This is a genomic window from Primorskyibacter sedentarius, from assembly GCF_004342065.1.
Classification (GTDB): Bacteria; Pseudomonadota; Alphaproteobacteria; order Rhodobacterales; family Rhodobacteraceae; genus Primorskyibacter; species Primorskyibacter sedentarius.
In genome coordinates this window covers 39,530-65,281 of the sequence record NZ_SLZU01000016.1, presented here as the reverse complement: position 1 = coordinate 65,281, position 25,752 = coordinate 39,530, and the positions used below count along the sequence as shown (strand labels likewise).

Annotated in this window: 20 protein-coding genes; 10 read left to right on the top strand and 10 right to left on the bottom strand. The window is 61.9% G+C overall.

Annotated features, from left to right (window positions below):
- Positions 1-92: 92 nt before the first annotated feature.
- Positions 93-1,721, top strand: a complete 1,629-nt coding sequence (locus EDD52_RS17880) for an AfsR/SARP family transcriptional regulator (protein ID WP_132247509.1) — start codon at positions 93-95, stop codon at positions 1,719-1,721.
- Between the two features lie 263 nt (positions 1,722-1,984).
- Here the strand turns inward: EDD52_RS17880 and EDD52_RS17875 are convergent, their stop codons facing one another.
- The 3 genes from EDD52_RS17875 to EDD52_RS17865 form a co-directional block, all read right to left on the bottom strand.
- Complete coding sequence (locus tag EDD52_RS17875) at positions 1,985-4,924, bottom strand: beta strand repeat-containing protein (protein WP_132247507.1); 2,940 nt, start codon at positions 4,922-4,924, stop codon at positions 1,985-1,987.
- A gap of 250 nt (positions 4,925-5,174) precedes the next feature.
- On the bottom strand, positions 5,175-5,771 hold the full coding sequence (gene scpB / locus EDD52_RS17870; RefSeq protein WP_132247505.1) for an SMC-Scp complex subunit ScpB: 597 nt from the start codon (positions 5,769-5,771) through the stop codon (positions 5,175-5,177).
- A gap of 1 nt (position 5,772) precedes the next feature.
- A complete protein-coding gene (locus tag EDD52_RS17865) occupies positions 5,773-6,681 on the bottom strand; it encodes a DUF1403 family protein (protein WP_132247503.1) in 909 nt (302 codons plus the stop codon).
- A 227-nt stretch (positions 6,682-6,908) separates the two neighbouring features.
- On the opposite strand from EDD52_RS17865, the gene EDD52_RS17860 reads away from it, so the two are divergent.
- Both EDD52_RS17860 and EDD52_RS17855 read left to right on the top strand, forming a co-directional pair.
- Positions 6,909-7,775, top strand: a complete 867-nt coding sequence (locus EDD52_RS17860) for a glutathione S-transferase family protein (RefSeq protein WP_132247501.1) — start codon at positions 6,909-6,911, stop codon at positions 7,773-7,775.
- A 75-nt stretch (positions 7,776-7,850) separates the two neighbouring features.
- Complete coding sequence (locus EDD52_RS17855; protein ID WP_132247499.1) at positions 7,851-9,365, top strand: YifB family Mg chelatase-like AAA ATPase; 1,515 nt, start codon at positions 7,851-7,853, stop codon at positions 9,363-9,365.
- Here EDD52_RS17855 and EDD52_RS17850 read toward each other — a convergent pair.
- From EDD52_RS17850 to rsmI, 4 genes are all read right to left on the bottom strand, one after another.
- Positions 9,331-10,245 (bottom strand): alpha/beta hydrolase, encoded by a 915-nt coding sequence (locus tag EDD52_RS17850; protein WP_132247497.1) that lies wholly within the window; start codon positions 10,243-10,245, stop codon positions 9,331-9,333. The genes EDD52_RS17855 and EDD52_RS17850 overlap by 35 nt on opposite strands.
- Complete coding sequence (gshB, locus tag EDD52_RS17845) at positions 10,242-11,177, bottom strand: glutathione synthase (protein WP_132247495.1); 936 nt, start codon at positions 11,175-11,177, stop codon at positions 10,242-10,244. Before gshB ends, EDD52_RS17850 begins: the two co-directional genes overlap by 4 nt.
- A 75-nt stretch (positions 11,178-11,252) precedes the next feature.
- Positions 11,253-11,618, bottom strand: a complete 366-nt coding sequence (locus EDD52_RS17840; RefSeq protein ID WP_132247493.1) for a YraN family protein — start codon at positions 11,616-11,618, stop codon at positions 11,253-11,255.
- Positions 11,596-12,474, bottom strand: a complete 879-nt coding sequence (rsmI, locus tag EDD52_RS17835) for a 16S rRNA (cytidine(1402)-2'-O)-methyltransferase (RefSeq protein WP_132247492.1) — start codon at positions 12,472-12,474, stop codon at positions 11,596-11,598. Before rsmI ends, EDD52_RS17840 begins: the two co-directional genes overlap by 23 nt.
- Before the next feature lie 93 nt (positions 12,475-12,567).
- Here rsmI and EDD52_RS17830 point away from each other — a divergent pair, with 93 nt between their 5' ends.
- From EDD52_RS17830 to EDD52_RS17815, 4 genes are all read left to right on the top strand, one after another.
- On the top strand, positions 12,568-13,752 hold the full coding sequence (locus tag EDD52_RS17830; RefSeq protein WP_132247490.1) for a penicillin-binding protein activator: 1,185 nt from the start codon (positions 12,568-12,570) through the stop codon (positions 13,750-13,752).
- A complete protein-coding gene (locus EDD52_RS17825) occupies positions 13,712-16,525 on the top strand; it encodes a [protein-PII] uridylyltransferase (protein ID WP_132247488.1) in 2,814 nt (937 codons plus the stop codon). Before EDD52_RS17830 ends, EDD52_RS17825 begins: the two co-directional genes overlap by 41 nt.
- 86 nt (positions 16,526-16,611) lie before the next feature.
- Positions 16,612-18,156, top strand: coding sequence for a murein biosynthesis integral membrane protein MurJ (gene murJ, locus EDD52_RS17820; RefSeq protein ID WP_132247486.1), 1,545 nt, complete (start codon positions 16,612-16,614; stop codon positions 18,154-18,156).
- Positions 18,157-18,164: 8 nt separating this feature from the next.
- Positions 18,165-19,652 carry a phospholipase D family protein gene (locus EDD52_RS17815; protein WP_132247484.1) on the top strand — a complete coding sequence of 496 codons (1,488 nt, stop codon included), beginning with the start codon at positions 18,165-18,167 and terminating at the stop codon, positions 19,650-19,652.
- 6 nt (positions 19,653-19,658) lie between these two features.
- On the opposite strand, the gene EDD52_RS17810 is transcribed toward EDD52_RS17815, so the two are convergent.
- Positions 19,659-20,348 carry a rhomboid family intramembrane serine protease gene (locus EDD52_RS17810; RefSeq protein WP_132247482.1) on the bottom strand — a complete coding sequence of 230 codons (690 nt, stop codon included), beginning with the start codon at positions 20,346-20,348 and terminating at the stop codon, positions 19,659-19,661.
- Positions 20,349-20,426: 78 nt separating this feature from the next.
- Here EDD52_RS17810 and trpS point away from each other — a divergent pair, with 78 nt between their 5' ends.
- From trpS to EDD52_RS17795, 3 genes are all read left to right on the top strand, one after another.
- Positions 20,427-21,473, top strand: coding sequence for a tryptophan--tRNA ligase (gene trpS / locus EDD52_RS17805; protein ID WP_132247480.1), 1,047 nt, complete (start codon positions 20,427-20,429; stop codon positions 21,471-21,473).
- 295 nt (positions 21,474-21,768) lie between these two features.
- Positions 21,769-22,635, top strand: a complete 867-nt coding sequence (locus EDD52_RS17800) for a branched-chain amino acid aminotransferase (protein ID WP_132247478.1) — start codon at positions 21,769-21,771, stop codon at positions 22,633-22,635.
- Positions 22,636-22,735: 100 nt separating this feature from the next.
- Positions 22,736-23,191, top strand: a complete 456-nt coding sequence (locus tag EDD52_RS17795) for a universal stress protein (protein ID WP_132247476.1) — start codon at positions 22,736-22,738, stop codon at positions 23,189-23,191.
- A 395-nt stretch (positions 23,192-23,586) separates the two neighbouring features.
- On the opposite strand, the gene EDD52_RS23735 is transcribed toward EDD52_RS17795, so the two are convergent.
- Positions 23,587-23,742, bottom strand: coding sequence for a hypothetical protein (locus EDD52_RS23735; protein WP_165907574.1), 156 nt, complete (start codon positions 23,740-23,742; stop codon positions 23,587-23,589).
- Between the two features lie 141 nt (positions 23,743-23,883).
- Complete coding sequence (locus EDD52_RS17785; RefSeq protein ID WP_132247472.1) at positions 23,884-25,719, bottom strand: calcium-binding protein; 1,836 nt, start codon at positions 25,717-25,719, stop codon at positions 23,884-23,886.
- Positions 25,720-25,752: the final 33 nt, after the last annotated feature.

Sequence of the window (25,752 nt, the reverse complement as noted above, 5' to 3'; positions counted from 1 at the left end):
TATGGAATTCCTTACTTTCGCCCCCATTCAACAAGGGCTAGGCTCAAATCCATATCACGTAAATTTACATATATGGGTGGTCACGAAAAATGATGTCATCCTCCCACGATTTCATTCTCAAACTGGCCGGGCCGGTGCGCCTGATCCGGTCCGACGGGCTGGACATCACACCGAAAGCGGCCAAGTTGAAAGCGCTGCTCGTGCTCATTGGCACGGGCACCAGCATGTGCCGTCCACGGGCGTTTCTTCAGGACATGCTGTGGAGCAGATCCGACCCCGAACGTGGCGGCGCCAGCCTGCGGCAGGCGCTGAGCGCGGCGCGCAAACTGCCCGGAAGCGTTCCGGACCTGTTGATCATCGATAACGGCTCTGCCGCGCTGAATCCGGCGCGCATCAGGATCGACCTTGCCTTGCCCCGCAACTGCATCGAGATCCCTGAATTCGCGGAAGGGCTGGACGTGGCCGATCCGGAATTCGAAGACTGGCTGCGCGACCGCCGGTCCGAATTCGCGGATGCCTGCGAAAAACTGCCTGCATCGGCATCGGCCATGCAGGTTCTTGCAGAACGCGTTGCCCCACCCAAGGTGATCGAGGCGGCGCGCCCTGCCATAGTGATCTGCCCGCCGGTTTGCGATGATCCGTCTGTCCGCGCCCATGCGGAAATTCTGTCGGCCGATGTCGCGACCCATATCGCACAGATTGGCGACGCCGACGTGCTGCTGGACCACAGAACACCGGGCCACGGAAAGCGGCTCGCCGTCAAGGTGCGGGCCATGCGGCAGGGACCGGGCATGAGTTTTCAGGTCCAGCTTTCCGAGGTTGACGTGCCCAGAGCCATCTGGTTCGGCGATGTTGCCTGCCGGAACGCGCCCGGCGTGAACCAGAATCCGCAGTTTGACCGGCTCCTGATCGAGGCCGCGGCGGCGTCCAGCGCCTATTTCGGCCAGCTCGGCCCTGAAGGCGAGCCCGATGACGCGATGCTGGCCTATCAGATGTACGCGCATTTTCCATTTCAGGCCGGGCCCAAGCTGGAACGGTTCGAAGCATGGTTCAGCCGGCATGCCGACACTGCGCAGACCCGCGCCATTCAACTTGCCTGGCGCGCCCGCCTGCGGCTTGTGTCCCTGTTGGAAAACGCGCGGCCGGACAATAATGCCTTTGGCGAGGCGACCGAGTTCAGCCGGGCCGCGATTTCGCTGTCCACGGACGACCCCGTCGTCTCGGCCATCGCGGCAGAAGTGGCGCTGCATGTCGAAGGCAAGGTCGAGCTGGCGGGTGAGCTGGCACGGCTTAGCGCCGAGAGACGGCCCAGAAATCCGTTCATTCAGGCGATCTATGCGCAGGCGCTTGCCCGCAGCAACCGCCCGAAGCAAGGCTACGCCGTTGCGCAACGGGCGCTGCATCTCGCCGCCGGGCAACCCAACCTGAGCTGGTGGCACGCCATCTGTGCCTCGACCGCCATTCAGCTGCACCGGTTTTCCGAAGCTCGCAAACATGCAGAGCTTTCGCATTTTCTGGCCCCGACCTTCAGGCCACCGCTGCGCTTTCTCAGCGCGCTGCGGTTCCATGACGGGGACGAGATAGGCGCGGCGCGGGCGTTGTGCACGCTCCAATCGCTGGAGCCCGGTTTCAGCCTGCAACGCATGGCCGACAGGAGCTATCCCGTGGCATCGCTGCGAGGCACGAAATTGCTGGCGGTGACCGAAAGCGGCCTGCTCTAGGGTTTGCATCGGGTCGCGGCGCACATCGCCGCGTCCCACCCAAGCAACTGACAAGCACCCCTTCACCACATCTAAAACTTCATAGGATGCCGACGGGACGCCCCTCAGGCCCCTCGCCGGTGCAAGATCGGCAGTGCCCGTGTGAACTGGCGACGCCGGGTGGCGCGATCTGCAACCCGGGCAACGGGCTTCGGGGGACGGCGATTGCTCGCCGCCCCCCTGTTTTTTCTCCTCGAGACGAGGATCTATGGCACACGCCATGATCATAGGACGAAGTCGCCACCCCAGTAGTCGCTCGCGACGGTCGCGCCGTCCTGAATGCGGATGGCCAGTTCCCATGTCGCGTCGGCATCGGTGTTCCCGATCACCCAGGTCTCTGTACCGACATTGATCACGCCAAGCTGCCCGGCAGACAGGGTCGAATCGACGCCCTGCCACGAGAAGGCCTGATTGCCCGCAACCAACGTGTTGGCATCGATTCCGGACAGGTCGATCTTGTCTTCGGTCGCAAAGGTGAACTGGATACCGGCCCCGTCGAAGCCCTGGATGATATCGCGGTTCGCACCACCGGACTCGGATGTCGAGTAGTAGACAAACGTGTCTTCACCGCTTCCGCCGACCAACAGATCCGCACCGTTACCGCCGCGCAACCGGTCATCACCGGAGTCGCCGATCAGGGTGTCGTTGCCGTTGTTACCAGAGAGGTAATCGTTGCCGCTATCCCCATCCAGCCAGTCGTTGTCGTTACCGCCATAGAGGTTATCATTGCCACTGCCACCATAGACAGTGTCCTCTCCGTTACCGGCAACAAGGTTGTCATTGCCGCCAAGACCATAGATCCGGTCATCGCCGTTATTGCCGTAGATGCGGTTGGCGCCATTCGTCCCGGTCAGGTTGTCATCGCCCGAACCCGAATACAGGTTCTCGAAGTTCACGAAGCTCTCGCCCGGATAGTTGGTCGCGCCCGTGCCCATGTTGATCGTGTAGTTGCCCGACCAGGCTGTGGTGTTCAGCCAGTCCGTGCCGCTGCCGCCATCAAGGATCTCGGCGCCGCCATTGCCGGCATAGATGTAGTCATTGCCGGACTGACCATAGTAACGACCGTAACCCGACGAGGTGATGTTGTCGTTGCCGCTGCCGCCATAGACCAGGTTTGTGCCCGACGTATCGACAATGCGGTCATTCCCTGCACCTGCGGACACGGTGTCGTTGCCTGCGCCGCCATCAATGGAGTCGTTCCCATTGCCGCCAGACAGGTAGTCGTTCCCGGCAAGCCCGTCGATCGTGTCGTTGCCGTTATTGCCGTAGATACGGTTGTCACCCGCGGTCCCGGTCAGGTTGTCATCGCCCGAACCCGAATACAGGTTCTCGAAGTTCACGAAGCTCTCGCCCGGATAGTTGGTCGCGCCCGTGCCCATGTTGATCGTGTAGTTGCCCGACCACGCCGTGGTGTTCAGCCAGTCCGTGCCGCTGCCGCCATCAAGGATCTCGGCGCCGCCATTGCCGGCATAGATGTAGTCATTGCCGGACTGACCATAGTAACGACCGTAACCCGACGAGGTGATGTTGTCGTTGCCGCTGCCGCCATAGACCAGGTTTGTGCCCGACGTATCGACAATGCGGTCATTCCCTGCGCCTGCGGACACGGTGTCGTTGCCTGCGCCGCCATCAATGGAATCGTTCCCATTGCCGCCAGACAGGTAGTCGTTCCCGGCAAGCCCGTCGATCGTGTCGTTGCCGTTATTGCCGTAGATACGGTTGTCACCCGCGGTCCCGGTCAGGTTGTCATCGCCCGAACCCGAATACAGGTTCTCGAAGTTCACGAAGCTCTCGCCCGGATAGTTGGTCGCGCCCGTGCCCATGTTGATCGTGTAGTTGCCCGACCACGCCGTGGTGTTCAGCCAGTCCGTGCCGCTGCCGCCATCAAGGATCTCGGCGCCGCCATTGCCGGCGTAGATGTAGTCATTGCCGGACTGACCATAGTAACGACCGTAACCCGACGAGGTGATGTTATCGTTGCCGCTGCCGCCATAGACCAGGTTGGTGCCCGACGTATCGACAATGCGGTCATTCCCTGCGCCTGCGGACACGGTGTCGTTGCCTGCGCCGCCATCAATGGAGTCGTTCCCATTGCCGCCAGACAGGTAGTCGTTCCCGGCAAGCCCGTCGATCGTGTCGTTGCCGTTATTGCCGTAGATACGGTTGTCACCCGCAGTGCCGGTCAGGTTGTCGTTGCCCGACCCCGAATACAGGTTCTCGAAGTTCACGAAGGTCTCAAACGCGAAATTCGTCGCCCCGGTGCCGAGGTTGACGGTATAGTTCCCCGAATAGGATGTGGTGTTCAGCCAGTCGGTGCCGGTGCCGCCATCCAGATACTCGGTTCCGCCATTGCCGGCATAGATGTAGTCATCATCCGACCCGCCATAATAGCGGCCATAGCCCGACGACCGGATATTGTCATTGCCAGCATCGCCATAGACCAGATTTACGCCCGACGTATCGACAATGCGGTCATTCCCTGCGCCTGCGGACACGGTGTCGTTGCCTGCGCCGCCATCAATGGAGTCGTTCCCATTGCCGCCAGACAGGTAGTCGTTCCCGGCAAGCCCGTCGATCGTGTCATTGCCGTTATTGCCGTAGATACGGTTGTCACCCGCGGTCCCGGTCAGGTTGTCGTTGCCCGACCCCGAATACAGGTTCTCGAAGTTCACGAAGGTCTCAAACGCGAAATTCGTCGCCCCGGTGCCGAGGTTGACGGTATAGTTCCCCGAATAGGATGTGGTGTTCAGCCAGTCGGTGCCGGTGCCGCCATCCAGATACTCGGTTCCGCCATTGCCGGCATAGATGTAGTCATCATCCGACCCGCCATAATAGCGGCCATAGCCCGACGACCGGATATTGTCGTTGCCAGCATCACCATAGACCAGATTTACGCCCGACGAATCCACGATGCGGTCGTTGCCATTGCCACCGTAGATCGTGTCGTTGCCGTTGCCGCCATCGAGCGAGTCGTTGTCATCCATCCCGCTCAGCAGGTCGTTGTCGTCACCGCCGAAAAGGGTGTCGTTACCGTCATAGCCATACATGCGGTCATTGCCGGCGTACCCGTATGCGCGGTCATTCCCCGCATAGAGGTAAAAATAGTCGTCCAAAGCGCTACCGTAGCGTACGTCAGCTCCGCTTGTTCCAATATAAGTCGGCATAATTGCTCTCCTGAAAATTCAGATCCGTTCGAATCAACGGAACGAGCCAAATAGACCGCCCTAGCGTCAAGCCGCTGTGAATGGGCGTTAAAACTCTGTTATCATTTAGCTTTCCAACTCGAACACACCCATTTCCGCCAGTGGCGCGGCGTACGGGGAGTCGCTGTACGGGGTCGGCATATCGTGAGGGGACGGCTCCGCTCGCGGTTGGTCGAGACGGGCTTTCGGGAAATCTTGGCGCGTTGCCGTCTCAGGACCGCGAAACGATGCCGACATCCTCAAGCTGCTCTCTGTCAGGCAGGTCGCGAAGGCTTTCCAGATCGAAGGCCAGCAGGAACTGGTCCGTCGTGACAAATGTATAGGGTGCCCCTCTGCGGGGAGATCTGGGACCTGTCGCGATAAGCCGTCTTTCATTCAACCGACCGATCAGATCGCGACTGATTTCTTTCCCGAAAATATCTTTCAGCTCGTTGCGCGTGATGGGCTGGTGATAGGCAATCGCGGCCAGGACGGCGACGTCGAATTCGTTCAGATCCAGGCTCTGTTCGCCAAAATCCGCCGCGGCGCGAATGGTCGGCGCATAGGCCGGGCGGGTGCGCAAAATCCAGCCATCCGCAACTGTGGCAACCTGATAGGGGCGGTCGGCCAAATCCGCGCGCAGGTCGTCAATCAACAGATCGACAGACGCGCTCTTGCCAACCACACGCGATAAATCCTCGCGCTCGACAGCGACGGAAGACGCGAACAGAACGGCCTCGATCCGGCGCATCCATTCGCGCCAGCGAAGCTCGGGGGGGAGGTCACCAAGCTCGCGGTCAAATTGCGGTTCCGTGCGTTGCTTGCCCATTTCAAACCCCGTAAAGGCGAAAGCTGTCGCGGCCAGTCAGTTCGACAACGGCGCCGAGGTCCACCAATCTGTCGCAAAGCCGCCGTGCCGCGCGGTCGGACATGCCGATCCCCAATGCCGGGTCTGTCAGGGCGATGGAAGGGGACAGCGCATCATGCGTCAGGAACAGCTCGACCGCTTTGGCCGCGCCCTTTGCGCGCAGCTTTGGCGCAACGGCCCGCATCCGTGCGGCGCGGCGCGCAAGCTCTGCCGCCATCACCGTTGCATCCCGGGCGGCCGTCCAAATGGCCTTGTGGCAGGCAAGCCGCAATGCATCGTCGCTTTCTTTGAGCGCACGGCCGGGCAGCCTTGCCGCCAATAGTGGCACGATGCGATCCCATCCCAATGCCCGCGCCAATGCGGCATCCGCAAGTATGAACGCAGCCATCTCGGCCCGTGGGTCAGCCTCCAACACAGCTTGCAGCGTGGCAGAGGCGCGCCCGACCGGCCCACCCTGCCCGGCATCCAGCCAGGCGGCGATGTCCTCCGCGGCAAACCCGGAAAGCGTCTTGGCCAATCCCCTGACTGAGATTGGCCGCGATGCGGCTTCGCGCCATTGTTGAAATACGGCCCCGCCGGGCCCCGGCGTTTCGCCCCGCCGCAGAAGATGCACCTCGTCGCGCAACTCCTTCGCCCGTTCCGGCCGCCCGGACAGCGAAACGCAGGCCTCCGCCGCGCCAAGCGTCAGCCGTTCGCGCAGCAAGGCGAGCGGAACGCTCTCCTGCTTCAAGACGACATGCAAATGCGCAAGCGCCGCGCCGGAAAGAAACGCTGCCTCTTCCAAGGTTTCGCCGCGCCCCGACAGGGCCCAAGGCGGCATCCTCGGCAAAGGGTCATCTGAGTGTGCAAGGTCTGGTCGCGCAGGTTTCATGCCTGATTCCTACCCCGTCACGGCGCTTCTTTCCACAGCTTACTGCACAAACCGCCGCGCCGGTCAGCCGAGCCTCGCAGGAACTCTAATGGCGGCATACCCGGCGACCACAATTCCCAGCGGCATCCGTCACAAACCTCAAAGCCATGCAGAAAATCAGCCTCTCATGTGGCCAGAACGCAAATTTTGAATACCGCAATGAGCCGTCAGGCCCTATTGCTATGTGCATGGGATACACGCTTCATATCGGCAATCGCGCCTATTCCAGCTGGTCGCTGCGCGGCTGGCTGCTGTTCGAACGTTTCGGCCTGCAAGTCACGACCCGTAACGTGGAATTCAAATCCGGCCCGGTAGGCCAGCAGCTGGCGGCATATGCGCCCGCCGCCACCGTGCCGACGCTGATTACCCCGGAAGGAACGGTCGTCTGGGATTCGCTGGCCATTGCCGAGGAACTGGCGACGCGACATCCCCGGGCCGGGCATTGGCCCGTCGACCCGGCAAGACGCGCCACCGCCCGCGCCCTGACGGCAGAGATGCATTCCGGCTTTTCCACCTTGCGAACCGTCTGCCCCATGAACCTTCGCGTGGCGCATAAGGGCACCGCGATGACCGACGCCCTGCGCGCAGATCTTGACCGGCTGGAGGTTATCTTTGCCCATGCCCAACGCGTTGTCGGAGAACCCGCGCAATGGCTGTGCGGCGAGTATTCGGTCGCGGATGCATTTTATGCGCCGGTCGCCGCGCGAATTGCGGGCTACGGGCTGCCTGTCGGACCTGTGACCACTGCCTATGTCGCATCACATCTGGCAGAGCCTGCGTTTCGACGCTGGCGCGCCATGGGGCTGGTGCGTGGTGAGACCCTGAACCGCTATGCGCAGAACCTTCCGACGACGGATTGGCCCGGCCCGGAGCCGCTTCGCGCCGAAGCCGTGGATACGGGCACGCCCGAGAATGCGACCTGCCCCTATTCGGGCGACCCGGTAACGCATCTGGCGCGGATCGATGGGCGTGTCTTCGGCTTTTGCAATGCGTTTTGCCGCGACAAGACGGTTGCCGATCCGTTGGCCTGGCCGAAATTCGCGGCGCTGCTCTGACGCGCGGCACTTGCATTAACCATTCCTAAACCGCGCCCCGACTAGCGTTAACCAAATTCGCCGGGATGAGACGGAATGGTTGCACACGCCTATACAGTCGCCTTCGAAGGGGTCGAGGCGCGCACCGTCGAGGTGCAATGCGCTGTCACGCCCGGCCTGCCCGCCTTTTCGATCGTGGGCCTGCCGGACAAGGCCGTGTCCGAGGCGCGCGACCGGGTGCGCACGGCGCTGGCCTCCATGGCGATTGCGCTGCCCTCCAAGCGCATCACGATCAACCTGTCGCCCGCCGACCTGCCCAAGGAAGGCTCGCATTTCGACCTGCCCATCGCATTGGGGTTGCTCGCGGCGTTGGAGATTATCCCCCATGACGCTGTGGCCGGGATCGTATCGCTGGGCGAGCTGTCGCTTGACGGATCGCTTGTGCCCGTTCTGGGCGCGCTGCCCGCCGCCATGGCCGCAGCGGAGGATGACCGCGCCTTGCTGTGCCCGCGTGCCTCTGGGGCAGAGGCTGCCTGGGTCGGGGGCTGTCAGGTCATCGGGGCAAACTCCCTGGCCGATGTCGTGCGTCATTTTACCGGTCAGTCGCCGCTGCCGCCCGCCGAACCGGGCGAGGTGCAACTGCCCCCCACTGGCCGCGACCTGCTGGACGTACGCGGCCAGGAACGCGCCAAACGCGCATTAGAGATTGCCGCAGCGGGTCGTCATCACCTGATGCTTGTGGGCTCTCCGGGATCGGGCAAGTCGATGTTGGCCAGCCGCCTGCCGGGAATCCTGCCGCCGCTCAGCCCCACAGAGGCGTTGGAGACCTCGATGATCCATTCCCTCGCCGGGCTTCTGGACGAGGGCGGCATCTCGCGGCATCGCCCGTTCAGGGAACCGCATCACACCGCCTCGATGGCAGCGATAGTAGGTGGCGGGCGCAGCGCGAAACCCGGCGAGATCAGCCTTGCGCATAACGGCGTGCTGTTCATGGATGAATTCCCCGAATTTCCGCGCAACGTGTTGGAAACCCTGCGCCAGCCCATCGAGTCCGGCGAGGTCATGATCTCGCGCGCCAGCGCCCATGTCCGGTATCCGTGCCGTTTCATGCTGGTCGCCGCCGCCAACCCGTGCCGGTGCGGCCATCTAAGCGAACCTGACCGCGCCTGTTCGCGCGCCCCGGCTTGTGGCGAAGACTACATGGGCCGGATCTCAGGACCGCTGATGGACCGGTTCGATCTGCGGATCGAGGTGCCACCCGTAGCGTTTACCGATCTGGACCTGCCCCCCTCTGGCGACAGCTCGGCCGAGATCGCGGCACGCGTGTCCGCCGCGCGCGATATTCAGGCCGCGCGGTTCGAAGGCCATGCCGACATGCGCACCAATGCCGATGTCGCAGGTGCGGTGCTGGAGGAAATCGCGCGCCCAGATGCCGAGGGCAAGGACCTGCTGGGCCGTGCCGCCGACCGGATGGGGTTGACCGCGCGCGGCTATCACCGGGTGATCCGGGTGGCGCGGACCATTGCCGATCTGGATGGCTCGGCAGAGGTGCGCCGCCCACATGTGGCAGAGGCGATCAGCTATCGGCTGACGGTGGCGCGAGACGCCTGATCCATTGCCCCAGCCGCTGCAACGTGGTCCTCGCTTCGGGGATCATTCCGTGAAACAAGGGCCAGACATGCGGAAGATCCGGCTCTATCACCATCTCGACCTCAACGCCCTGCGCGCGCAGAACATCCGCCATGCGGCGCGTGTCATCCAGCAGGATCTCGGTATCGCCTACGGTAAGCCAGACCGGACCAGAGCCCGTAAAGTCCCCATGCAGCGGCGAAGCGCGCGGGTCGTCCGGATCGGCACCGTGAAGGTACATTCCCGCCATGTCTGCGGCCCGATCCGCAGGCAGAACGACATCGCTTTGCGCGTTGTTGCGCATGCTTTCGCCGGAAAACCGCAGATCGGTCAGGGGCGAGAAGGCAAAGCAGCCCGCGGGTCGCGGCAAATCCCTGCGGCAGATTTCAGCCAACAGCGCCAGCGCCAGACCGCCGCCCGCGCTATCGCCGCCAAGAATGATGCGGTCCGGTGCGGTGCCCCCTGCAAGAAGATCACAGTAGACGGCCAGCGCATCGTCGAACGCTGCGGGAAAGGGATGTTCCGGTGCCAGACGATAGTCCGGCAGGCAACTCCAGGCACTGCACAGGCTTGAAAGCCTCGCCAGCATGGCCCGATGTGTCCGGGGCGAACCGAAGACATAACCGCCGCCATGGAAATACAGGATCACCAGATCATCATCGGCTTCGGGTGCGGATACCCAAAGCACCGGAACCTCTGCCACGGATCCGGGCTGGAACGCGCAACCCTTGGGCGCCCGAAACAGCAGCCGCGCCTTACGCTCAAAACTGGCCCGCAGCGCCTGTGGGGATTTCGCCCGCGCAAGATGCGGTTTTTCCGTCAGGCGCAGCCAGTGATTGAGGGCCGCACTGCGAAAGCTCATGCGCGCCGCGCCTCGATGGCTTCCCAGATCTTGCCGGCGATATTCACGCCATCAAAACGCTCCAGCTCCTGGATGCCGGTGGGCGAGGTCACGTTGATCTCGGTCAGCCAGTCACCGATCACATCGATGCCGACGAAAACCTGTCCCTTTTCGCGCAGTACCGGCCCGATCCGGGCGCAGATTTCAAGGTCCCGCTCTGTCAGCGCAACCTTTTCGGGGCGGCCGCCGACATGCATGTTGGACCGGGTCTCGCCCTCGGCAGGGATGCGGTTGATGGCGCCGACCGGTTCGCCGTCCACAAGGATCACCCGCTTGTCGCCCTTGGACACAGCAGGCAGGAATTTCTGCACGATCAACGGTTCGCGGCTGAATCCGGTGAACAGCTCGTGCAAAGAGGTCAGGTTGCGGTCATTGGCGTCCAGCCGGAACACGCCCGCGCCACCATTGCCGTAAAGCGGCTTGAGGATCACGTCCCCATATTTCGCCTTGAACGCCTTGATCGTGGCAAGGTCGCGGGCAATCGTGGTAGGCGGCGTCAGGTCCGGGAAGTCCAGCACCAGCAGTTTTTCCGGGTAGTTTCGCACCCAGAACGGGTCGTTTACGACAAGCGTGCCGGGATGAATCCGGTCCAGAAGATGCGTCAGCGTGATGTAATGCATGTCAAAGGGCGGGTCCTGGCGCAGCCAGACCACGTCGAATTCCGCAAGGTCCACTTCCCGCATCTCGCCCAGCGTGGCATGGGCGCCCTGCTTGCGCTGCACTGTCAGCGACTGACCGCGCGCGGTGATGCGCCCCTCCTGGTAGGCCAGTTGGTCGGGCAGGTAGTAAAACAGCTCATGCCCGCGGGCCTGTGCCTCTTCGGCAAGCCGGAACGTGCTGTCGGCCTCGATGTTGACGGACTCGATTGGATCCATCTGGAACGCGATTTTCATGCCTGCCCCCTGCTTGCGGTGTCGGGAACTACATGCCGCAAGGCGCAGGGTTAGGCAATGGCCGCCCGACGCCGCCTACTGCCCGAAGGCATTCTCGATCACGTGAACATGCGCCTGTTCATCCACCAGCGCGACGTCCACCCGACAGTCTGCCAGCAGGCCCCGTGGATGACCGGCAAGATATTCCTCTGCCGCAGCTGCGATGCGCTGTTGCTGCGCCGCGCTGACATGGCTGGCGGCACGGGCAAAGCTGCGGCTTTTCTTGACCTCGACAAAGACAACCGTGTCGCCGTGGCTCAGGATCAGATCGATCTCCCCGCCCGAACCCCGCCAGCGCCGTTGCGCCAACTGGTAGCCGCGCCTTTCATAGTCGCGGGCGACCGATAGCTCTGCCGCGTCGCCTGCATGGTAGGATAGCTTACCCTTCGTCTTCCGGTTCATCACCCTGCCCCAGCTTCAGCGCCATCTGGTAGACCTGCCGCCTTGGCGCGCCAGTGCCCTCGGCGACAAGATCGGCAGCGTCACGCACCGACATCGACTTCAGCGCGTCTTGTAGCATCTGGTTCATTACCGTTTCGCTAACGGCTTCCGCCTCTCCCCGGCCGATCACGATCACCACCTCACCCTTGACCGGCCCGGCGGCGATTTCCCCGGCCAGTTGTGCAAGCGGTCCGCGCTTACACTCCTCGTACCGTTTGGTCAGCTCGCGGCACATCGCGGCGGGGCGATCTGCGCCCAAGACCTCTGCCGCATCAGCCAACATCGCTGCGGTCCGCTTGGGTGATTCGTAGAACACCAGGGTTGCCTGCACCCCAGCCAGCGCCTTGAGCGCGGATTTCCGCTGACCCCGCGCATTGGGCAAAAACCCGGCAAACAAGAACCGATCGGTTGGCAACCCGGCCATAGTCAGGGCGGCCAGAACGGCGGATGCCCCCGGCAGTGAATGCACCGGCAGGCCCTCTTCGGCCGCTGCCCGCGACAGATCGAAACCGGGGTCGGAAATTAGCGGCGTGCCTGCCTCAGACGCATAGGCCACGGATTTTCCTGCCGCGATTTCCGCCATCAGACGCGGACGCATCTTTGCGCCATTGTGATCGTGATAGGCCAGAAGCGGCCTGTCCCCGACGCTGAGACCGTGGATTTCCATCAGTTTGCGCAGGCTGCGCGTGTCTTCTGCCGCCAACACGTCGGCCGAGGCGAGCACATCAAGCGCCCGCAAGGTGATGTCACGCGCGTTCCCGATCGGGGTCGCTACGAAGTACAGGCCGCCTGCCAGATTCTGCGGTTGGGAATTCATTTCTGGACCCTCTCTGCGGGACGTCTATGATTGGTTGAATACAATGGCACGCCCGGTATCCAGGGCACGCGTCAACGAGGGAGTCTCTATTTCATGTTTGCCGTTTTCACCCCTGTCCGCAAGACGATGGCCAAGATAGCCGCCGTGGTCTCTGTCGTGGCCCTGGCGGGCTGTTTCCCGGAGGGTGGTCTTTCGATCTCGGGCGGCGGAGGAGGTCAGAAGATCGACCCCAACGCACCGATTCCCGTGGCCCTTCTGGTCCCCAAAAGCCATTCCGGCGCTGGTCCGGTTGGACGCAGCCTGGAAAACGCGGCGCGTCTGGCTGTGTCGGACTTGAACGGCGTGCAAATCGATCTGCGGGTCTATGACACGGCCGGGAGCGTGACGCAAAGTGCAGCCCAGGCGCAGCGTGCGGTCGATGAAGGCGCGAAGATCATCCTTGGTCCGCTATTTGCCGACAATGCCGTGGCAGCAAGCAAAGCCGTCGTTGATGAAAACATCAATGTTCTGGCCTTTTCCAACAACAGCTCGATCGCGGGTGGCAACCTGTTCATCCTTGGTCAGACCTTTGACAACGTTGCCGACCGGCTGATGGGCTTTGCCGCGCGGAAGGGCAAGCGCAATGTCGTGATCGTGCATCCCGACAACACCGAGGGCGCCTTTGGCCGCAACGCGATACAGCAAGCCGCAGCACGTAACGGTGTGAAAGTGGCTGCCGTCGAGAGCTTTGCGTTTTCGCAGGCCGCGGTGGCTGCCGCGGCGCCCAAAATCGCGGGCACTGTCAGATCGACAGGTGCCGACTCGGTCTTCCTGACCTCGACGCCTGCGGGGGCGCTGCCGCTTTTGTTGCAGCTGATGCCAGAGGCTGGTGTCGCCACGACCTCCACACAGTATATTGGCCTGTCCCGCTGGGACGTGCCCGCCCAGACCACGCAATTGAAAGGCGCACAGGGGGGCTGGTTTGCCCTGCCCGACCAACAGGCGCTGGCTGCCTTCGAGCGCCGTTATTCAAGTGCGTTCGGCAGCGGCCCGCATCAGCTTGGCGGTCTGGCCTATGATGGGGTTGCCGCAATCGGCGCGCTGGCCGCGCGTGGCAAACAGGATGCGCTCACGGGGCGCGCGCTGACGCAATCGGCTGGCTTCCAGGGAACGACCGGTGTATTCCGCCTGAAAGCCGATGGCACCAACGAGCGTGGACTCGCCGTCGCAACGGTGAGTAACAACCAGGTGGTGATCCTTGACCCTTCCCCAAGAAGCTTCGGCGGCGCCGGATTCTGACCTCACGGTCGTCACGAACTCTGGGATGCCGGACGATCTGATCTGCCCGGCATCCGAAATCTGCGATCCCGCTGTCCTGCGCACGAAACTGAACGACGCGCTGGACGGTGTGGAAAACGGGCAATCCGCGCGGGCGGCTCTTGTCAGCGTTCTGGCAGAGGTCCAGAAACAGGGCCGCACCGCAATTGCCGACGCACTGCGGGCCGAGCCCTTCAAGGCCCGCGAAACCACCCGCGCCTATTGCTGGCTTACCGATTGCATCATCACCCAGACCTGGGCCATCGCCACCGAGCGGCTGTACCCCAACCCCAATCCCACCGAAGGCGAACGCGTCGCCGTGTTGGCAGTTGGCGGGTACGGTCGAGGCGAGATGGCACCGCATTCGGACGTCGATCTGTTGTTTCTGACACCCTACAAGGTAACGCCCTGGGCCGAGAGCGTGATCGAATCCATGCTCTACATCCTTTGGGACCTGCGCCTGAAAGTCGGCCATTCCTCCCGCACGGTGAAGGACTGTCTGCGCCTGGGGACCGAGGATTTCACCATCCGTACCGCGATGCTGGAACAGCGCTACATCTGCGGCGACGTGGGCATTGCCGAACAACTGGAAGAGCGGCTGTGGTCTGACCTGTTCAAGGGCACCGCCCGTGAATTCGTGGAGGCCAAGCTTTCCGAACGCGATGCGCGCCACGAAAAGCAGGGCGGCCAGCGCTACATGGTCGAACCCAACGTCAAAGAGGGCAAGGGCGGGCTGCGGGACATCCAGTCGCTTTACTGGATCGCGAAATATGTTCACCGGGTCGACACGACGGCAGAGCTTGTCGACAAGGGCGTATTCCGCACTGAGGAATACCAAAGCTTTGTCGTCGCCGAGCGGTTTCTCTGGGCCGTGCGCTGCCACCTGCATCTGTTGGCGGGGCGGCCGATGGAACAGCTTACTTTCGACATGCAGGTCGAGGTCGCCGAAGCCATGGGCTATACCGACAAGGGCGGGCGCCGCGCGGTGGAATGGTTCATGCAGGACTATTTTCGCCACGCCACCACCGTCGGGGACATGACGCGCATCTTCCTCACCTCGCTGGAGGCCGATCAGGACAAGAACGCCCCGCTGCTGATGCGTATCTTCACACGCCAGCCCAAGGTAAAGGACGGCTATGTCGTCGTGAACAACCGGCTTGGCGTGGTCGATGAAGAGGCATTCCTGAAGGACAAGGTGAACCTGCTTCGGCTGTTCGAGGAAGCGTTGCGCACGGGCCTTCTGATCCACCCGGATGCGATGCGGCTGGTGGCGGCAAACCTTCGTCTGGTCGATGACGAGATGCGCAACGACAAGGAAGCGCGCCGGATCTTCATGGATCTGCTGCTGAAACACGGCAATCCCGAACGCGCGCTGCGCCGGATGAACGAGCTGGGTTTCCTTGCCGCCTTCATCCCGGAATTCGAACCTATCGTGGCGATGATGCAGTTCAACATGTATCACCATTACACGGTGGACGAGCATACCATTCAGTGCATCTGGAACCTGTCCGAAATCGAAAATGGCCATCTGATCGAAGCACTGCCCGTCGCCTCGTCGATCCTGAAGCACGGCATCAACCGCAAAGTGCTGTATGTCGCGCTTCTGCTGCATGATATCGGCAAGGGCCGGGATGAAGATCACTCCGTCCTCGGCGCACGGATCGCGCGCAAGGTGGCGCCGCGGCTTGGTCTGAACAAGGCCGAATGCGCGACCGTCGAATGGCTGGTGCGCTATCACCTTCTGATGTCCGACATGGCGCAAAAGCGTGACATCGCCGATCCGCGTACTGTCCGCGACTTTGCGAAAGCCGTGCAGACGCGGGAACGGCTGGACCTGCTGTGCGTTCTGACGGTCTGCGATATTCGCGGCGTCGGACCTGACACCTGGAACAACTGGAAAGCGGCGCTGCTGCGGGCGCTTTACCGGCAAACCCGCCGGGGGCTGGAAGGCGGGCTTGAACAGCTCAACCGCGAAAACCGCGGCGCGGAAGCGAAAAAAGCCCTGCGCGAAGCGCTCAAGGATTGGGACACAAGGGACCTGCGCACCGAAACGGCGCGGCACTACCCCCCCTATTGGCAGGGCCTGCACGTCACCGCGCATGTCATCTTTGCCCAGCTTCTCAAGGGGATTGGCGATGATGAAATCCGCATCGACCTGCACCCGGATACTGACCGCGATGCGACCCGGGCGTGTTTCGCGCTTGTCGACCATCCCGGCATCTTCAGCCGCCTTGCCGGGGCGTTGGCGCTGGTCGGTGCGAATGTCGTGGACGCGCGGACCTATACCTCCAAGGACGGCTATGCCACTGCGGTGTTCTGGATACAGGACGCAGAGGGCCACCCGTTCGAGGAATCTCGCCTGCCGCGCCTGCGCAAGATGATCCACAGGACCCTGCTGGGCGAGGTCGTCCCGCGTGACGCCATCAAGGATCGCGACAAGCTGAAAAAACGCGAACGCGCCTTCCGGGTGCCGACCTCCATCACTTTCGACAACGAAGGGTCAGAGATTTATACGATCATCGAGGTGGATACCCGCGACCGTCCGGGGCTGCTTTATGATCTTACCCGGACGCTGGCGAACCAGAATATCTACATCGCCTCGGCCGTGATCGCGACCTATGGCGAGCAGGTGGTCGACAGCTTCTACGTCAAGGACATGTTCGGGCTGAAGTTCCATTCGGTTGCAAAACAGAAGTCACTGGAAAAGAAACTGCGCGAGGCGATCGAGGCGGGGGCAGAGCGCGCCCGGTCCTGAGCCCGCCGATCATGTGGGCTCTTCCGCCCTTCTGCGGGATACGGTAAGGCAAGCAAAACTCCGGGCACGCAAAGGGCCGAGCAGACATGAAACCCATCCGCCTGATGTCCGGCGTCCTGACCGTCGGGTTCTGGACCCTGATGAGCCGCGTTCTGGGCGTGGTTCGCGAAATCATGATCCTGGCCTTCATCGGCCCCGGTCCGGTCATGGATGCCTTCGTGGCGGCCTTCCGGCTGCCAAACATGTTTCGCCGGTTCTTTGCAGAAGGCGCCTTCAACGCCGCCTTCGTGCCGATGTTTTCCAAGAAATACGAGGCCGACGAGGACCCGATCAAATTCGCGCGTGACGCGATGAACGGCCTTGCACTTGTGGTGCTGTCGCTGACCGCATTGGCGATGATATTCATGCCAGCCCTTGTCTGGGCAACGGCGGGTGGTTTCGAAGGGTCCGAGCGGTTCGATCTTACCGTAGGATTCGGGCGCGTCGTCTTTCCCTACATCCTCTTCATCTCTCTGGCCGCGCTGTTTTCAGGTGCCCTGAACGCCACGGGCCATTTCGCCGCCGCAGCCGCCGCGCCAGTCCTTCTGAATATCTTTGTCATCGCCGCCATGGGCGCCGCCAACTATGCGGGGGGCAACGTGGTGACAGCGCTTGTCTGGACCGTGCCCTTGGCGGGTGTCGCGCAGCTTGCCCTGGTCTGGGTGGCGGCAGGACGCGCCGGAGTGCATCTGCGCCCCGCCCTTCCACGGTTTACCCCCGACATGCGCCGCCTGGTGGTTGTGGCCGTGCCCGCAGCTTTGGCCAGTGGCGTCATGCAGATCAACCTGCTGGTCGGCCAACAGGTGGCGAGCCATTTTGAAAAGGCCGTGGGTTGGCTCTATGCCGCCGACCGCCTGTACCAGCTGCCGCTTGGCGTGGTGGGCATCGCTGTCGGTATCGTGCTTTTGCCCGATCTGTCCCGGCGGCTGAAGGCCGAGGATGACACCGGCGCGCGCGCGGCCTTTTCCCGCGCCGGAGAGGTCAGCATGGCCTTGACCATCCCTGCCTCCATCGCGCTGGTCGTGATCCCGCTGCCGCTGGTGTCGGTGCTTTTTCAACGCGGTGCCACCAGCGCTGATGACGCTGCCGCCATGGCCGTTGCGGTGGCGATCTACGGGTTGGGTCTGCCCGCTTTCGTCCTGCAGAAACTGCTGCAACCGCTGTTCTTCGCGCGCGAGGATACACGCTCTCCCTTCCGCTATGCGGTCTGGGCGATGATCGTGAACGCCGCGCTTGCAATCGGGCTGGCACCGGTCATTGGCTGGATTGCCCCGGCCATCGCCACCACCGTGGCCGGTTGGGTCACCGTGTTCTTGCTGGCGCGCGGCGGGCGCCGGTTGGGCGATGTCGCGCGGTTTGACGACCGGTTTCGCAGGCGAATCTGGCGTGTCTGCGTCGCTTCGGTCATCATGGGCCTGGTGCTTTGGGCAAGCATGCTGCTGATCGGGCCGCTTCTTGGGATGGCCGGGCTGCGCTATATCGCGCTTGTCCTGCTGATAATCATCGGGGCGGTCAGCTATTTTGCAACCGGACAGGCCATTGGCGCGTTTCGTCTGTCAGAGTTCAGAAACGCAATGCGACGAGGAAACTAGGAACCACGATGCCAACGCTGACCCCGCTCATCACGGCCTCCGAAGGCTTTCCAGAGCTGGAGAGGCTGGCATTGGGGGCAGAGCATGAATTTGTCATGTCCTTCCGCATCTTTGATCCCGCAACGGGCCTGCGCAGCGCCGAGGCGCGGGCGCTTGGGTTGAAGAACTGGTCCGACCTTCTGGCGCATCTCGTGGACAAGGGCATTGCCCAGCGTATCGTGCTGTCGGATTTCGACCCGATCTTTGCAGAGGAATTGCACAATCACGCGTGGCGTTCTGCAGAACATCTCAGGCACAGGTTGGCCAAGGGCGATGTGCATCTTGTCTGTGCGCCGCATGGTCAGGTCGCGGGCGGGCTGTGGCGTTTGCTGATGCGTCGCCGGATCGCGGGAAAGCTTCAGGACTGGCGCAAACGCGACCACAAGGATCTGACCCCGGTGCAAAAGGCAATCCTTGCGGCCGCTCCGTATCTTCGCCCCGTCACGATTCACCAGAAATTCGCGATTGCCGACAGCGCGCGGGCGGTTATCGGCGGGCTTGATGTGAACGAGCGCCGTTGGGACGACAACGCGCATGACCTGCCCTCGGACGAGACCTGGCACGATGTCAGCATCGCCGTTTCCGGGGCGTTCTGTACCGAGCTGCGCGCGCATTTTGTCGACACTTGGAACGAGGCGCTGGCCTGCGGTGCGCCGGTCCTGCTGGGTGACCCCACGAACGAGCCACCGCGGCACGTAACCCCCAGCGAAAACATCCGGCTGGTGCGTACCATTTCCCGCCCCAGCCTGGGCCCCACTGCTCTTGGCCCGTCCCCCAGCGTGACTGAACACGAAGAAACGCTGATGCACCTCTTCGAAGAGGCCCGCGATTTTGTCTATATCGAAACGCAGTTCTTCCGGCATGCGCCCATTGCGGACGCGCTGGTGCGAGCGGCGCAAGCCCGCCCGGATCTACAGCTGATCATCATCATGCCGACAGAGCCGGACAGGATACTGTTCGACGGCGATACAAGCTGGAACGCGCGGCACGCGCAATATTTGCAGATATCGGTGCTGGAACGGTTGCATCGCGCCTTTGGCGACCGTCTGGTCACCCTCTCCCCGGCGAAGCTTGAAACCAGCCCGAAAGGCGCGGATGGCCGGATACATGCGGCCGGGCCGATCTATGTGCATTCCAAGGTGCTGGTGATCGACGACGCAGTCGGGATGGTCGGGTCTGCCAATCTTAACGGGCGGTCGCTGCGCTGGGACACCGAAGCCTCTGTCATGTTCCGAGATGCGGAAGCCGCGCGTAACCTGCGTCTGCGCCTTGCCGAAAAGTGGCTGGGCAAGGGGCACGGGCTTGATACCAGTCGCAGCAAGGCGTGGCGCGATGTGGCCGAACAGAATGCCGGGCGCACGCCCGAGGACCGGCAGGGGTTTCTGCTGCCCTACCCTTACAAGCGCAACAAACGGTTCGCGCGTGGCCTGCCGTTTTTCCCCGACGACATGTTCTAGGACGCGTCAATCCTGCTGGCGCAGCTTGCGCAGGATACGCGCCCAGCCCCCCGGCACAAGAAAGACGATCAGAACAAACCCGGTGGCGAAGCCGCCCAGATCGGCCACCCAATCGTCGCTTGCCCCGAACAGCAGGCCAAAGACCAGTTGGACCCCAAGCAGGATGCCGATCAGGTTGAAAGCCCGGATTTGGCTTCCGCCCATCTGTCCCAGCCTGAGCCACAGAAGATAGGTAAAGGCCCCGATCATCCCGTAAACCGGCGGAAAGGCACCGATAAGCGGCGCGCCTGTATCAAGAAAGAGCGCATAGCTGAGCGCGCCATCGATCCCCGAGATGACGAAGATCACAAGCGTGCGCAGGTTGCCGATAACCTCTCCGACCATCTTGCCAAGTGCCAGCAACATGACGGAAGCGAAAAGCACATGGGTGAAGGACGCGTGGACAAACGGGTAGGTCACAAACCGGATCACGTGCTGCAACGGGTATTGCCCGGTCGCCATCATCCAGTCCAGAACCTCGCCGGAAAAGCCAAAGCGCTGCACGGCAGCCAGCCGCCAGCCAACGGCATCCGGCCCGCCAAGAATACCGCGCGCACCCAGCGAGAAGGCCGCCTCGATCCCGATGATGAACAATGCCAAAGCAACAATTACTGGCGGCAGCGGGTTCACGGGGCTGCTGTCGTCTGGATGTGCCATCTGTCCTGACCTTTGCTTGACGGGGCTTGACCCCGTGGGTAAGCCAGCCGGACCAATTAATCCAGATGGAGAATAGCCATGACCGAGGGGGTCCAAACTCCTCCCGCCGCCAATGCGGGTTTCACGCCTCGTGTGTTTTCGGGCATCCAGCCTTCGGGCCGCCTGACATTGGGCAACTATCTTGGCGCGCTCAAGCGGTTTGCCGATGCCCAGGACCGTGGGGTCCAGTCGATCTATTGCATGGTTGATCTTCATGCGATCACCGTCTGGCAAGACCCGGCGGCCCTGCGCAACGCGACGCGCGAATTGGCGGCAGGCTTTATCGCCAGCGGCATTGATCCCGAAAAATCCATCCTGTTCAACCAAAGCCAGGTGCCCGAACATGCGCAACTGGCTTGGGTGTTCAACTGCGTCGCGCGGCTTGGCTGGATGAACCGCATGACCCAGTTCAAGGACAAGGCGGGCAAGAATGCCGAAAAGGCCAGCCTTGGCCTTTATGCCTATCCCGCGCTGATGGCAGCGGACATCCTGATCTACCACGCCACCCACGTACCCGTGGGCGAGGACCAGAAACAGCATGTCGAGCTGACGCGTGACATCGCCGCCAAGTTCAACCACGACTACAAGACAGACTTCTTTCCGATGCCGGAACCCGTCATCGAAGGCGCGGCAACCCGCGTCATGTCCCTGCGCGACGGGTCCAAGAAGATGTCGAAATCCGATCCGTCCGATGCCAGCCGGATCAATATGACCGATGATGCCGATACGATCGCGGCCAAGATCCGCAAGGCCAAGACCGACCCGGACGCGCTTCCGTCCGAGTCAAAGGGACTTGAAGGCCGGGCTGAGGCGCGCAACCTCGTCAACATCTATGCCGCGCTGTCCGATTCATCCGTCGATGCCGTGTTGCAGGAATTCGGTGGCCAGCAGTTCTCGGCCTTCAAACCGAAGCTGTCTGAACTTGCCGTCGCGCGTCTTTCGCCCATCTCGACCGAGATGGCCCGCCTGATGGAGCATACGGATGAGATCGACGCGATCCTGACCCGCGGCGCAACACGCGCGCGCGAAATCGCCACGCCTGTGCTGCGCAACACCTACGAAATCATCGGAATGGTCGGAAGCTGAGAGGAGCTGCAGCGTAGCCGACCTTCACAACTACGCAGCATCGCCAACAAAGACGACGACCCGCCCCGGCCCCAGAGCCGGGGCCTTTCGTTTGGCCGCCCTGCCCCGCACCTGTCACACCTGTGTCACACCACCATGACACCGTACGATCATCCCCAATGTGGCCGTGTCCCGCCTTGCGGCTCGCCAAGTCCCAAACGCTCCCCGACCACAAACCAGGTCGGGGAGCATCTGCTCTGGACCTCTGCCACGCCTCACAATACGCTCCGCCCGCGATAGCAAGGAGCACCCGGACATGGCGACAGGCAAGAACATCCGTACCTATTTTGACGGACAGTGGCATGATGGCGATGTCATGATCATGCAGGCCGCCGATCACGGCGCCTGGCTGGGGTCGAGCGTCTTTGACGGTGCCCGCATGGTGAACGGCCTTACGCCGGACCTGCGCGCCCATTGCGCCCGCGTGAACCGCTCTGCCGAGGCGCTGATGCTGCGCCCGACCGTCACAACCGACGAGATGCTTGAAATCGTCGCCGAAGGCCTTTCCGCCTGTGCTCCCGATCAGGCGGTCTATATCCGACCGATGTATTGGGGCATTGACGGCGACGCCACCGCCATCGTGCCGCAGCCCGACAAGACCGGCTTTGCCATCTGTCTCGAAACCATCCCGATGGCCCCCGAGGATGCCGCAGTCACCCTGACCCGCACCCGGTTCCGTCGTCCCGTCCTTGAGGATGCCGTCATCAACGCCAAGGCAGGGTGTCTTTATCCCAACAATGCCCGCATGCTGGCAGAGGCCCGCAGCAAGGGGTTCAACAACGCGCTTGTTGCCGATGCCCTTGGGAACGTTGCCGAAAGTGCGACCGCAAATGTCTTCATGATCCGTGATGGCGAGGTGTTTACCCCGATCGCCAATGGCACCTTTCTGGCCGGCATCACCCGTGCACGGCACATGGCCAACATGCGAGCCGATGGCATGGCCGTGCATGAATGCGTCCTGAGTTTCGAGGATTTCCACGATGCGGACGAGGTCTTCCTGTCGGGCAATATGAACAAGGTGACCCCGGTCAAGGCCTTTGACGACCATCACTACCAGATTGGGCCAGTCACCCGGCGCGTCCGCGAAATGTACTGGGACTGGGCTGCGTCGGAAAAATCCTGACACATGTCGGCCCTGCAACACGATAAGAACTCGAAACTCGCCTGCTTTATTGCACGTCTCAATTGCATCCGTCATGATCGGCCACGAGGGAGAAACCACAATGCGTAAGTTCCTGGTCGTGCTGGACGACAGCCGCGAGTGCCTGAATGCCTTGCGATTCGCAGCCATGCGCGCAGCGAATTCCGGCGCCGGGGTCGCCGTGCTGTCCGTCATCCCGCCCGACGAGTTCAATCACTGGATCGGCGTCGGTGACATCATGCGCGAAGAGGCCCGCGAGCGGATCGAGGCGCATTTCGAGGTCTTTGCCAAATGGATGCGCGACAAGCAGAACGTCGACCCCGAGTTGGTGATCCGCGAGGGCGAGGCCGTCACCGAGATCATGGCGCAGATCAATGACGATCCCGAAATCGGCGTGCTTGTTCTGGGGGCGGGCACCAGCAACAAAGGCCCTGGCCCGCTGGTCACGCAGTTGTCCCGCAATGCCGGCTCGCTGCCAATCCCGATCACGATCGTTCCGGGTGACCTGTCCAAGGAACGGCTGGAAGCCATCACCTGACAGGCCGGTCAACGCGCGCAGCCTTCCCGGGTGCGCGAGACGAGGTATCCGTGGCCATGGTTGTCGATCACACGCCGTTGCCTTCAAGGCAGGACGTTTTCGGACCCTAATGTTCACTTTTCGGGACGGAAACAGATCCTGGGCGGCTTCCCACGCGGCGCGGAGGTTTCAGCGCCGCAAAAGACGCAGACCCAGCGGCTCTCGTCCGAATCGGGGTATTCACGCCAACGACAGGTACGGGTCCTGCGGTTGGAGAAGACCGCGATCAGAATGAACGCCACGACAAGGCCGATTACGACAATCATAGCGCGCCTGCGCCTTGTTGCAGGGCATCTTTGGGAAAGGGCCTCTCCCGCCCGCCTCGCCCAACGGACACGGGCAGGAGAAGCATTGGCTCAGGCCGCTTCGTAGTAAGGGAACCAAGAGGCCGGGGCTTCCTGGACCTCATCCTTCGTCGGCACAGGCTCGGCGCTGTAATAGGCAAGCGACGCTTCAAGGATCTCACGGGCTTCTTCTGCGGTGAATTGGCGGGGTTTCGACGGGTTTGACATAACTGCCTCACGATAACTGTTGTCCCCTCCGTACGGTGCAACATGGACCTTTGCGGCGCGATGTGCACCCGCCAAAGGTGCAGCCCCGCCATGCTGCAAATGCAAGACCACCCTGTAATCCGGTACGCTGCGAAACGTAACTCAACCCAGAAGGTCGAACGCCTGCCCACCGGACTGAAGCTGGATAGCCGCCTCATCTGCGCCATCGACAAGTACCCAGATGATCTGCCGACTGGGCGTATGGACCACGAAAGCCTCCTCGACGCTGGCACTGCCCACACCGGGCGTGTGCGCCAGCCGGATTTGGAAGTTACTGGCGTCGGCAGACAACCCGAACACCAGCCGGTCGCCTTCAGCATGGCTGAAATCCGCAATCCAGTCAGTGCCGTGGCCTGTCACTCCCGCATGAAAGAACCTGTCCGCACCATCCTGACCGCGCAACCGGTCAGAGCCAAACCCGCCATTCAGGAAATCATCCCCCTCATTTCCGAACAGACGATCTGCATAGGCCGAACCCGCCAGAATATCATTGCCGCTACCGCCGAGTATGGTGTCAGCGCCGAACCCGCCCGAGATGGTGTCGTCCCCCGACTGTCCGCGCAATTCGTCATTGCCGTACCCGCCGTCGATCTGGTCGTTGCCGTTACCGCCATAGACCACATCGCGCAGGTCAGCCCCATCGCCGCCGCCAAAGATGAAGTCGTCGCCATCGCCGCCAATAAGGGTGTCCGCGCCGTTGCCGCCTGTTATTGTATCGGCTCCGGTATCGCCGAAAAGTCTGTCGTTGTCTGAATAGCCTTGCAGTACATCGTTGCCCGCGCCGCCGCCGAAATCGTCATCTTGCGCCGTACCAAACAACATATCGTTCTCTGCCGTTGCAATTGGCTTAAAGGCAAGGAATTGGGCCTCTGTTGTGCCGACGCTCCGATCTGTGAAATCGGGCCAAACTACGACCGCTCCATTGCCTTGCGTTTGTACGATCTGAGGGTAATAGAAAATCCTTTCGTCTGCACCGATAATGATCTCGGCTCCAGATGGAACGCCCTGTGCATCAATATGACGAGCACGCAGTTCGCCGTCCGTTCCCCCACTCAACCAGCTGACAACTGCGCTACCATCCGCAAGCGCGATGAGGTCTGAACCGTTCTGGTCCCCAAGTGTTTCAAAATTCACCCGGAATTCATTGCCCTGAGCCCGACCTTGGGTATCGAATAGACGCGCATAAATGCCATCGTCTGACCCGTCTTGACCATCGGAAGTCCACGTCGCGAGGATGAGGTCGTTGTTCAGCGCAACGATAGCAATTTGGTGTTGCTGGCCACTGCTGTATTGGTTCAAGCGAATCTGGTCGGTTCGCGGTGTGCCATCCGCATCAAAAATCCGCATCATGGCAGCGGACACGCTGCCGTCGACGTTCCTTGATGAGAAAGCCACGGCGATGCCGCCGTCGTCCAACGCAACCGTTCGTCCGGAGTTTTGGTGGCCTTCAGTGGTCTGATTGACCAACTGATCAGCGCCACGCGACGTGAGATTTACATCAAAGATCTGCAAATGCACACTTCCACGCGATCCGTCGCGCCCCGTCCCTCGGTAGGTCGCCGCAAAGCCCCCGTCGGCCAAGGCCAAAAGGTTCGGAAAATAGTTGCTCTCACTGCTAGCATTGTCGGACTGCAAGAATGCGGCATCGCTCAGGGTCTGACCATCAGAGTTGACCCGCATTGCCTTGATGCCGTCGTAATCCACCCATGCGGTAACGATCGATCCGTCGGACAACACAACGACGGAAGGGTTAGTACCAGCCTGTCCGAGTGGAAACTGATTCACCTCGCCGCCGTATGCGTCAAAGATTGTTACATAGATCTGGCGAGATTCGATCCAAGCCAACACAAATCCGCCGCCGGGCATTCCATCGATAGACGGGTGATCTACTCCCTCGTCCAGTAGCGTTCGGACCGGGCCAACTAGATCCAGAGTCATTCGCTTATCCTAAATCCTGAACCCAAGCGGCAC

Excerpts from the sequence above, each read along its gene's own strand:
- EDD52_RS17880 (WP_132247509.1), top strand. The coding sequence starts at position 93 with ATGTCATCCTCCCACGATTTCATTCTCAAACTGGCCGGGCCGGTGCGC.
- EDD52_RS17875 (WP_132247507.1), bottom strand. The coding sequence starts at position 4,924 with ATGCCGACTTATATTGGAACAAGCGGAGCTGACGTACGCTACGGTAGC.
- scpB (WP_132247505.1), bottom strand. The coding sequence starts at position 5,771 with ATGGGCAAGCAACGCACGGAACCGCAATTTGACCGCGAGCTTGGTGAC.
- EDD52_RS17865 (WP_132247503.1), bottom strand. The coding sequence starts at position 6,681 with ATGAAACCTGCGCGACCAGACCTTGCACACTCAGATGACCCTTTGCCG.
- EDD52_RS17860 (WP_132247501.1), top strand. The coding sequence starts at position 6,909 with ATGGGATACACGCTTCATATCGGCAATCGCGCCTATTCCAGCTGGTCG.
- EDD52_RS17855 (WP_132247499.1), top strand. The coding sequence starts at position 7,851 with ATGGTTGCACACGCCTATACAGTCGCCTTCGAAGGGGTCGAGGCGCGC.
- EDD52_RS17850 (WP_132247497.1), bottom strand. The coding sequence starts at position 10,245 with ATGAGCTTTCGCAGTGCGGCCCTCAATCACTGGCTGCGCCTGACGGAA.
- gshB (WP_132247495.1), bottom strand. The coding sequence starts at position 11,177 with ATGAAAATCGCGTTCCAGATGGATCCAATCGAGTCCGTCAACATCGAG.
- EDD52_RS17840 (WP_132247493.1), bottom strand. The coding sequence starts at position 11,618 with ATGAACCGGAAGACGAAGGGTAAGCTATCCTACCATGCAGGCGACGCG.
- rsmI (WP_132247492.1), bottom strand. The coding sequence starts at position 12,474 with ATGAATTCCCAACCGCAGAATCTGGCAGGCGGCCTGTACTTCGTAGCG.
- EDD52_RS17830 (WP_132247490.1), top strand. The coding sequence starts at position 12,568 with ATGTTTGCCGTTTTCACCCCTGTCCGCAAGACGATGGCCAAGATAGCC.
- murJ (WP_132247486.1), top strand. The coding sequence starts at position 16,612 with ATGAAACCCATCCGCCTGATGTCCGGCGTCCTGACCGTCGGGTTCTGG.
- EDD52_RS17815 (WP_132247484.1), top strand. The coding sequence starts at position 18,165 with ATGCCAACGCTGACCCCGCTCATCACGGCCTCCGAAGGCTTTCCAGAG.
- EDD52_RS17810 (WP_132247482.1), bottom strand. The coding sequence starts at position 20,348 with ATGGCACATCCAGACGACAGCAGCCCCGTGAACCCGCTGCCGCCAGTA.
- trpS (WP_132247480.1), top strand. The coding sequence starts at position 20,427 with ATGACCGAGGGGGTCCAAACTCCTCCCGCCGCCAATGCGGGTTTCACG.
- EDD52_RS17800 (WP_132247478.1), top strand. The coding sequence starts at position 21,769 with ATGGCGACAGGCAAGAACATCCGTACCTATTTTGACGGACAGTGGCAT.
- EDD52_RS17795 (WP_132247476.1), top strand. The coding sequence starts at position 22,736 with ATGCGTAAGTTCCTGGTCGTGCTGGACGACAGCCGCGAGTGCCTGAAT.
- EDD52_RS23735 (WP_165907574.1), bottom strand. The coding sequence starts at position 23,742 with ATGTCAAACCCGTCGAAACCCCGCCAATTCACCGCAGAAGAAGCCCGT.
- EDD52_RS17785 (WP_132247472.1), bottom strand. The coding sequence starts at position 25,719 with ATGACTCTGGATCTAGTTGGCCCGGTCCGAACGCTACTGGACGAGGGA.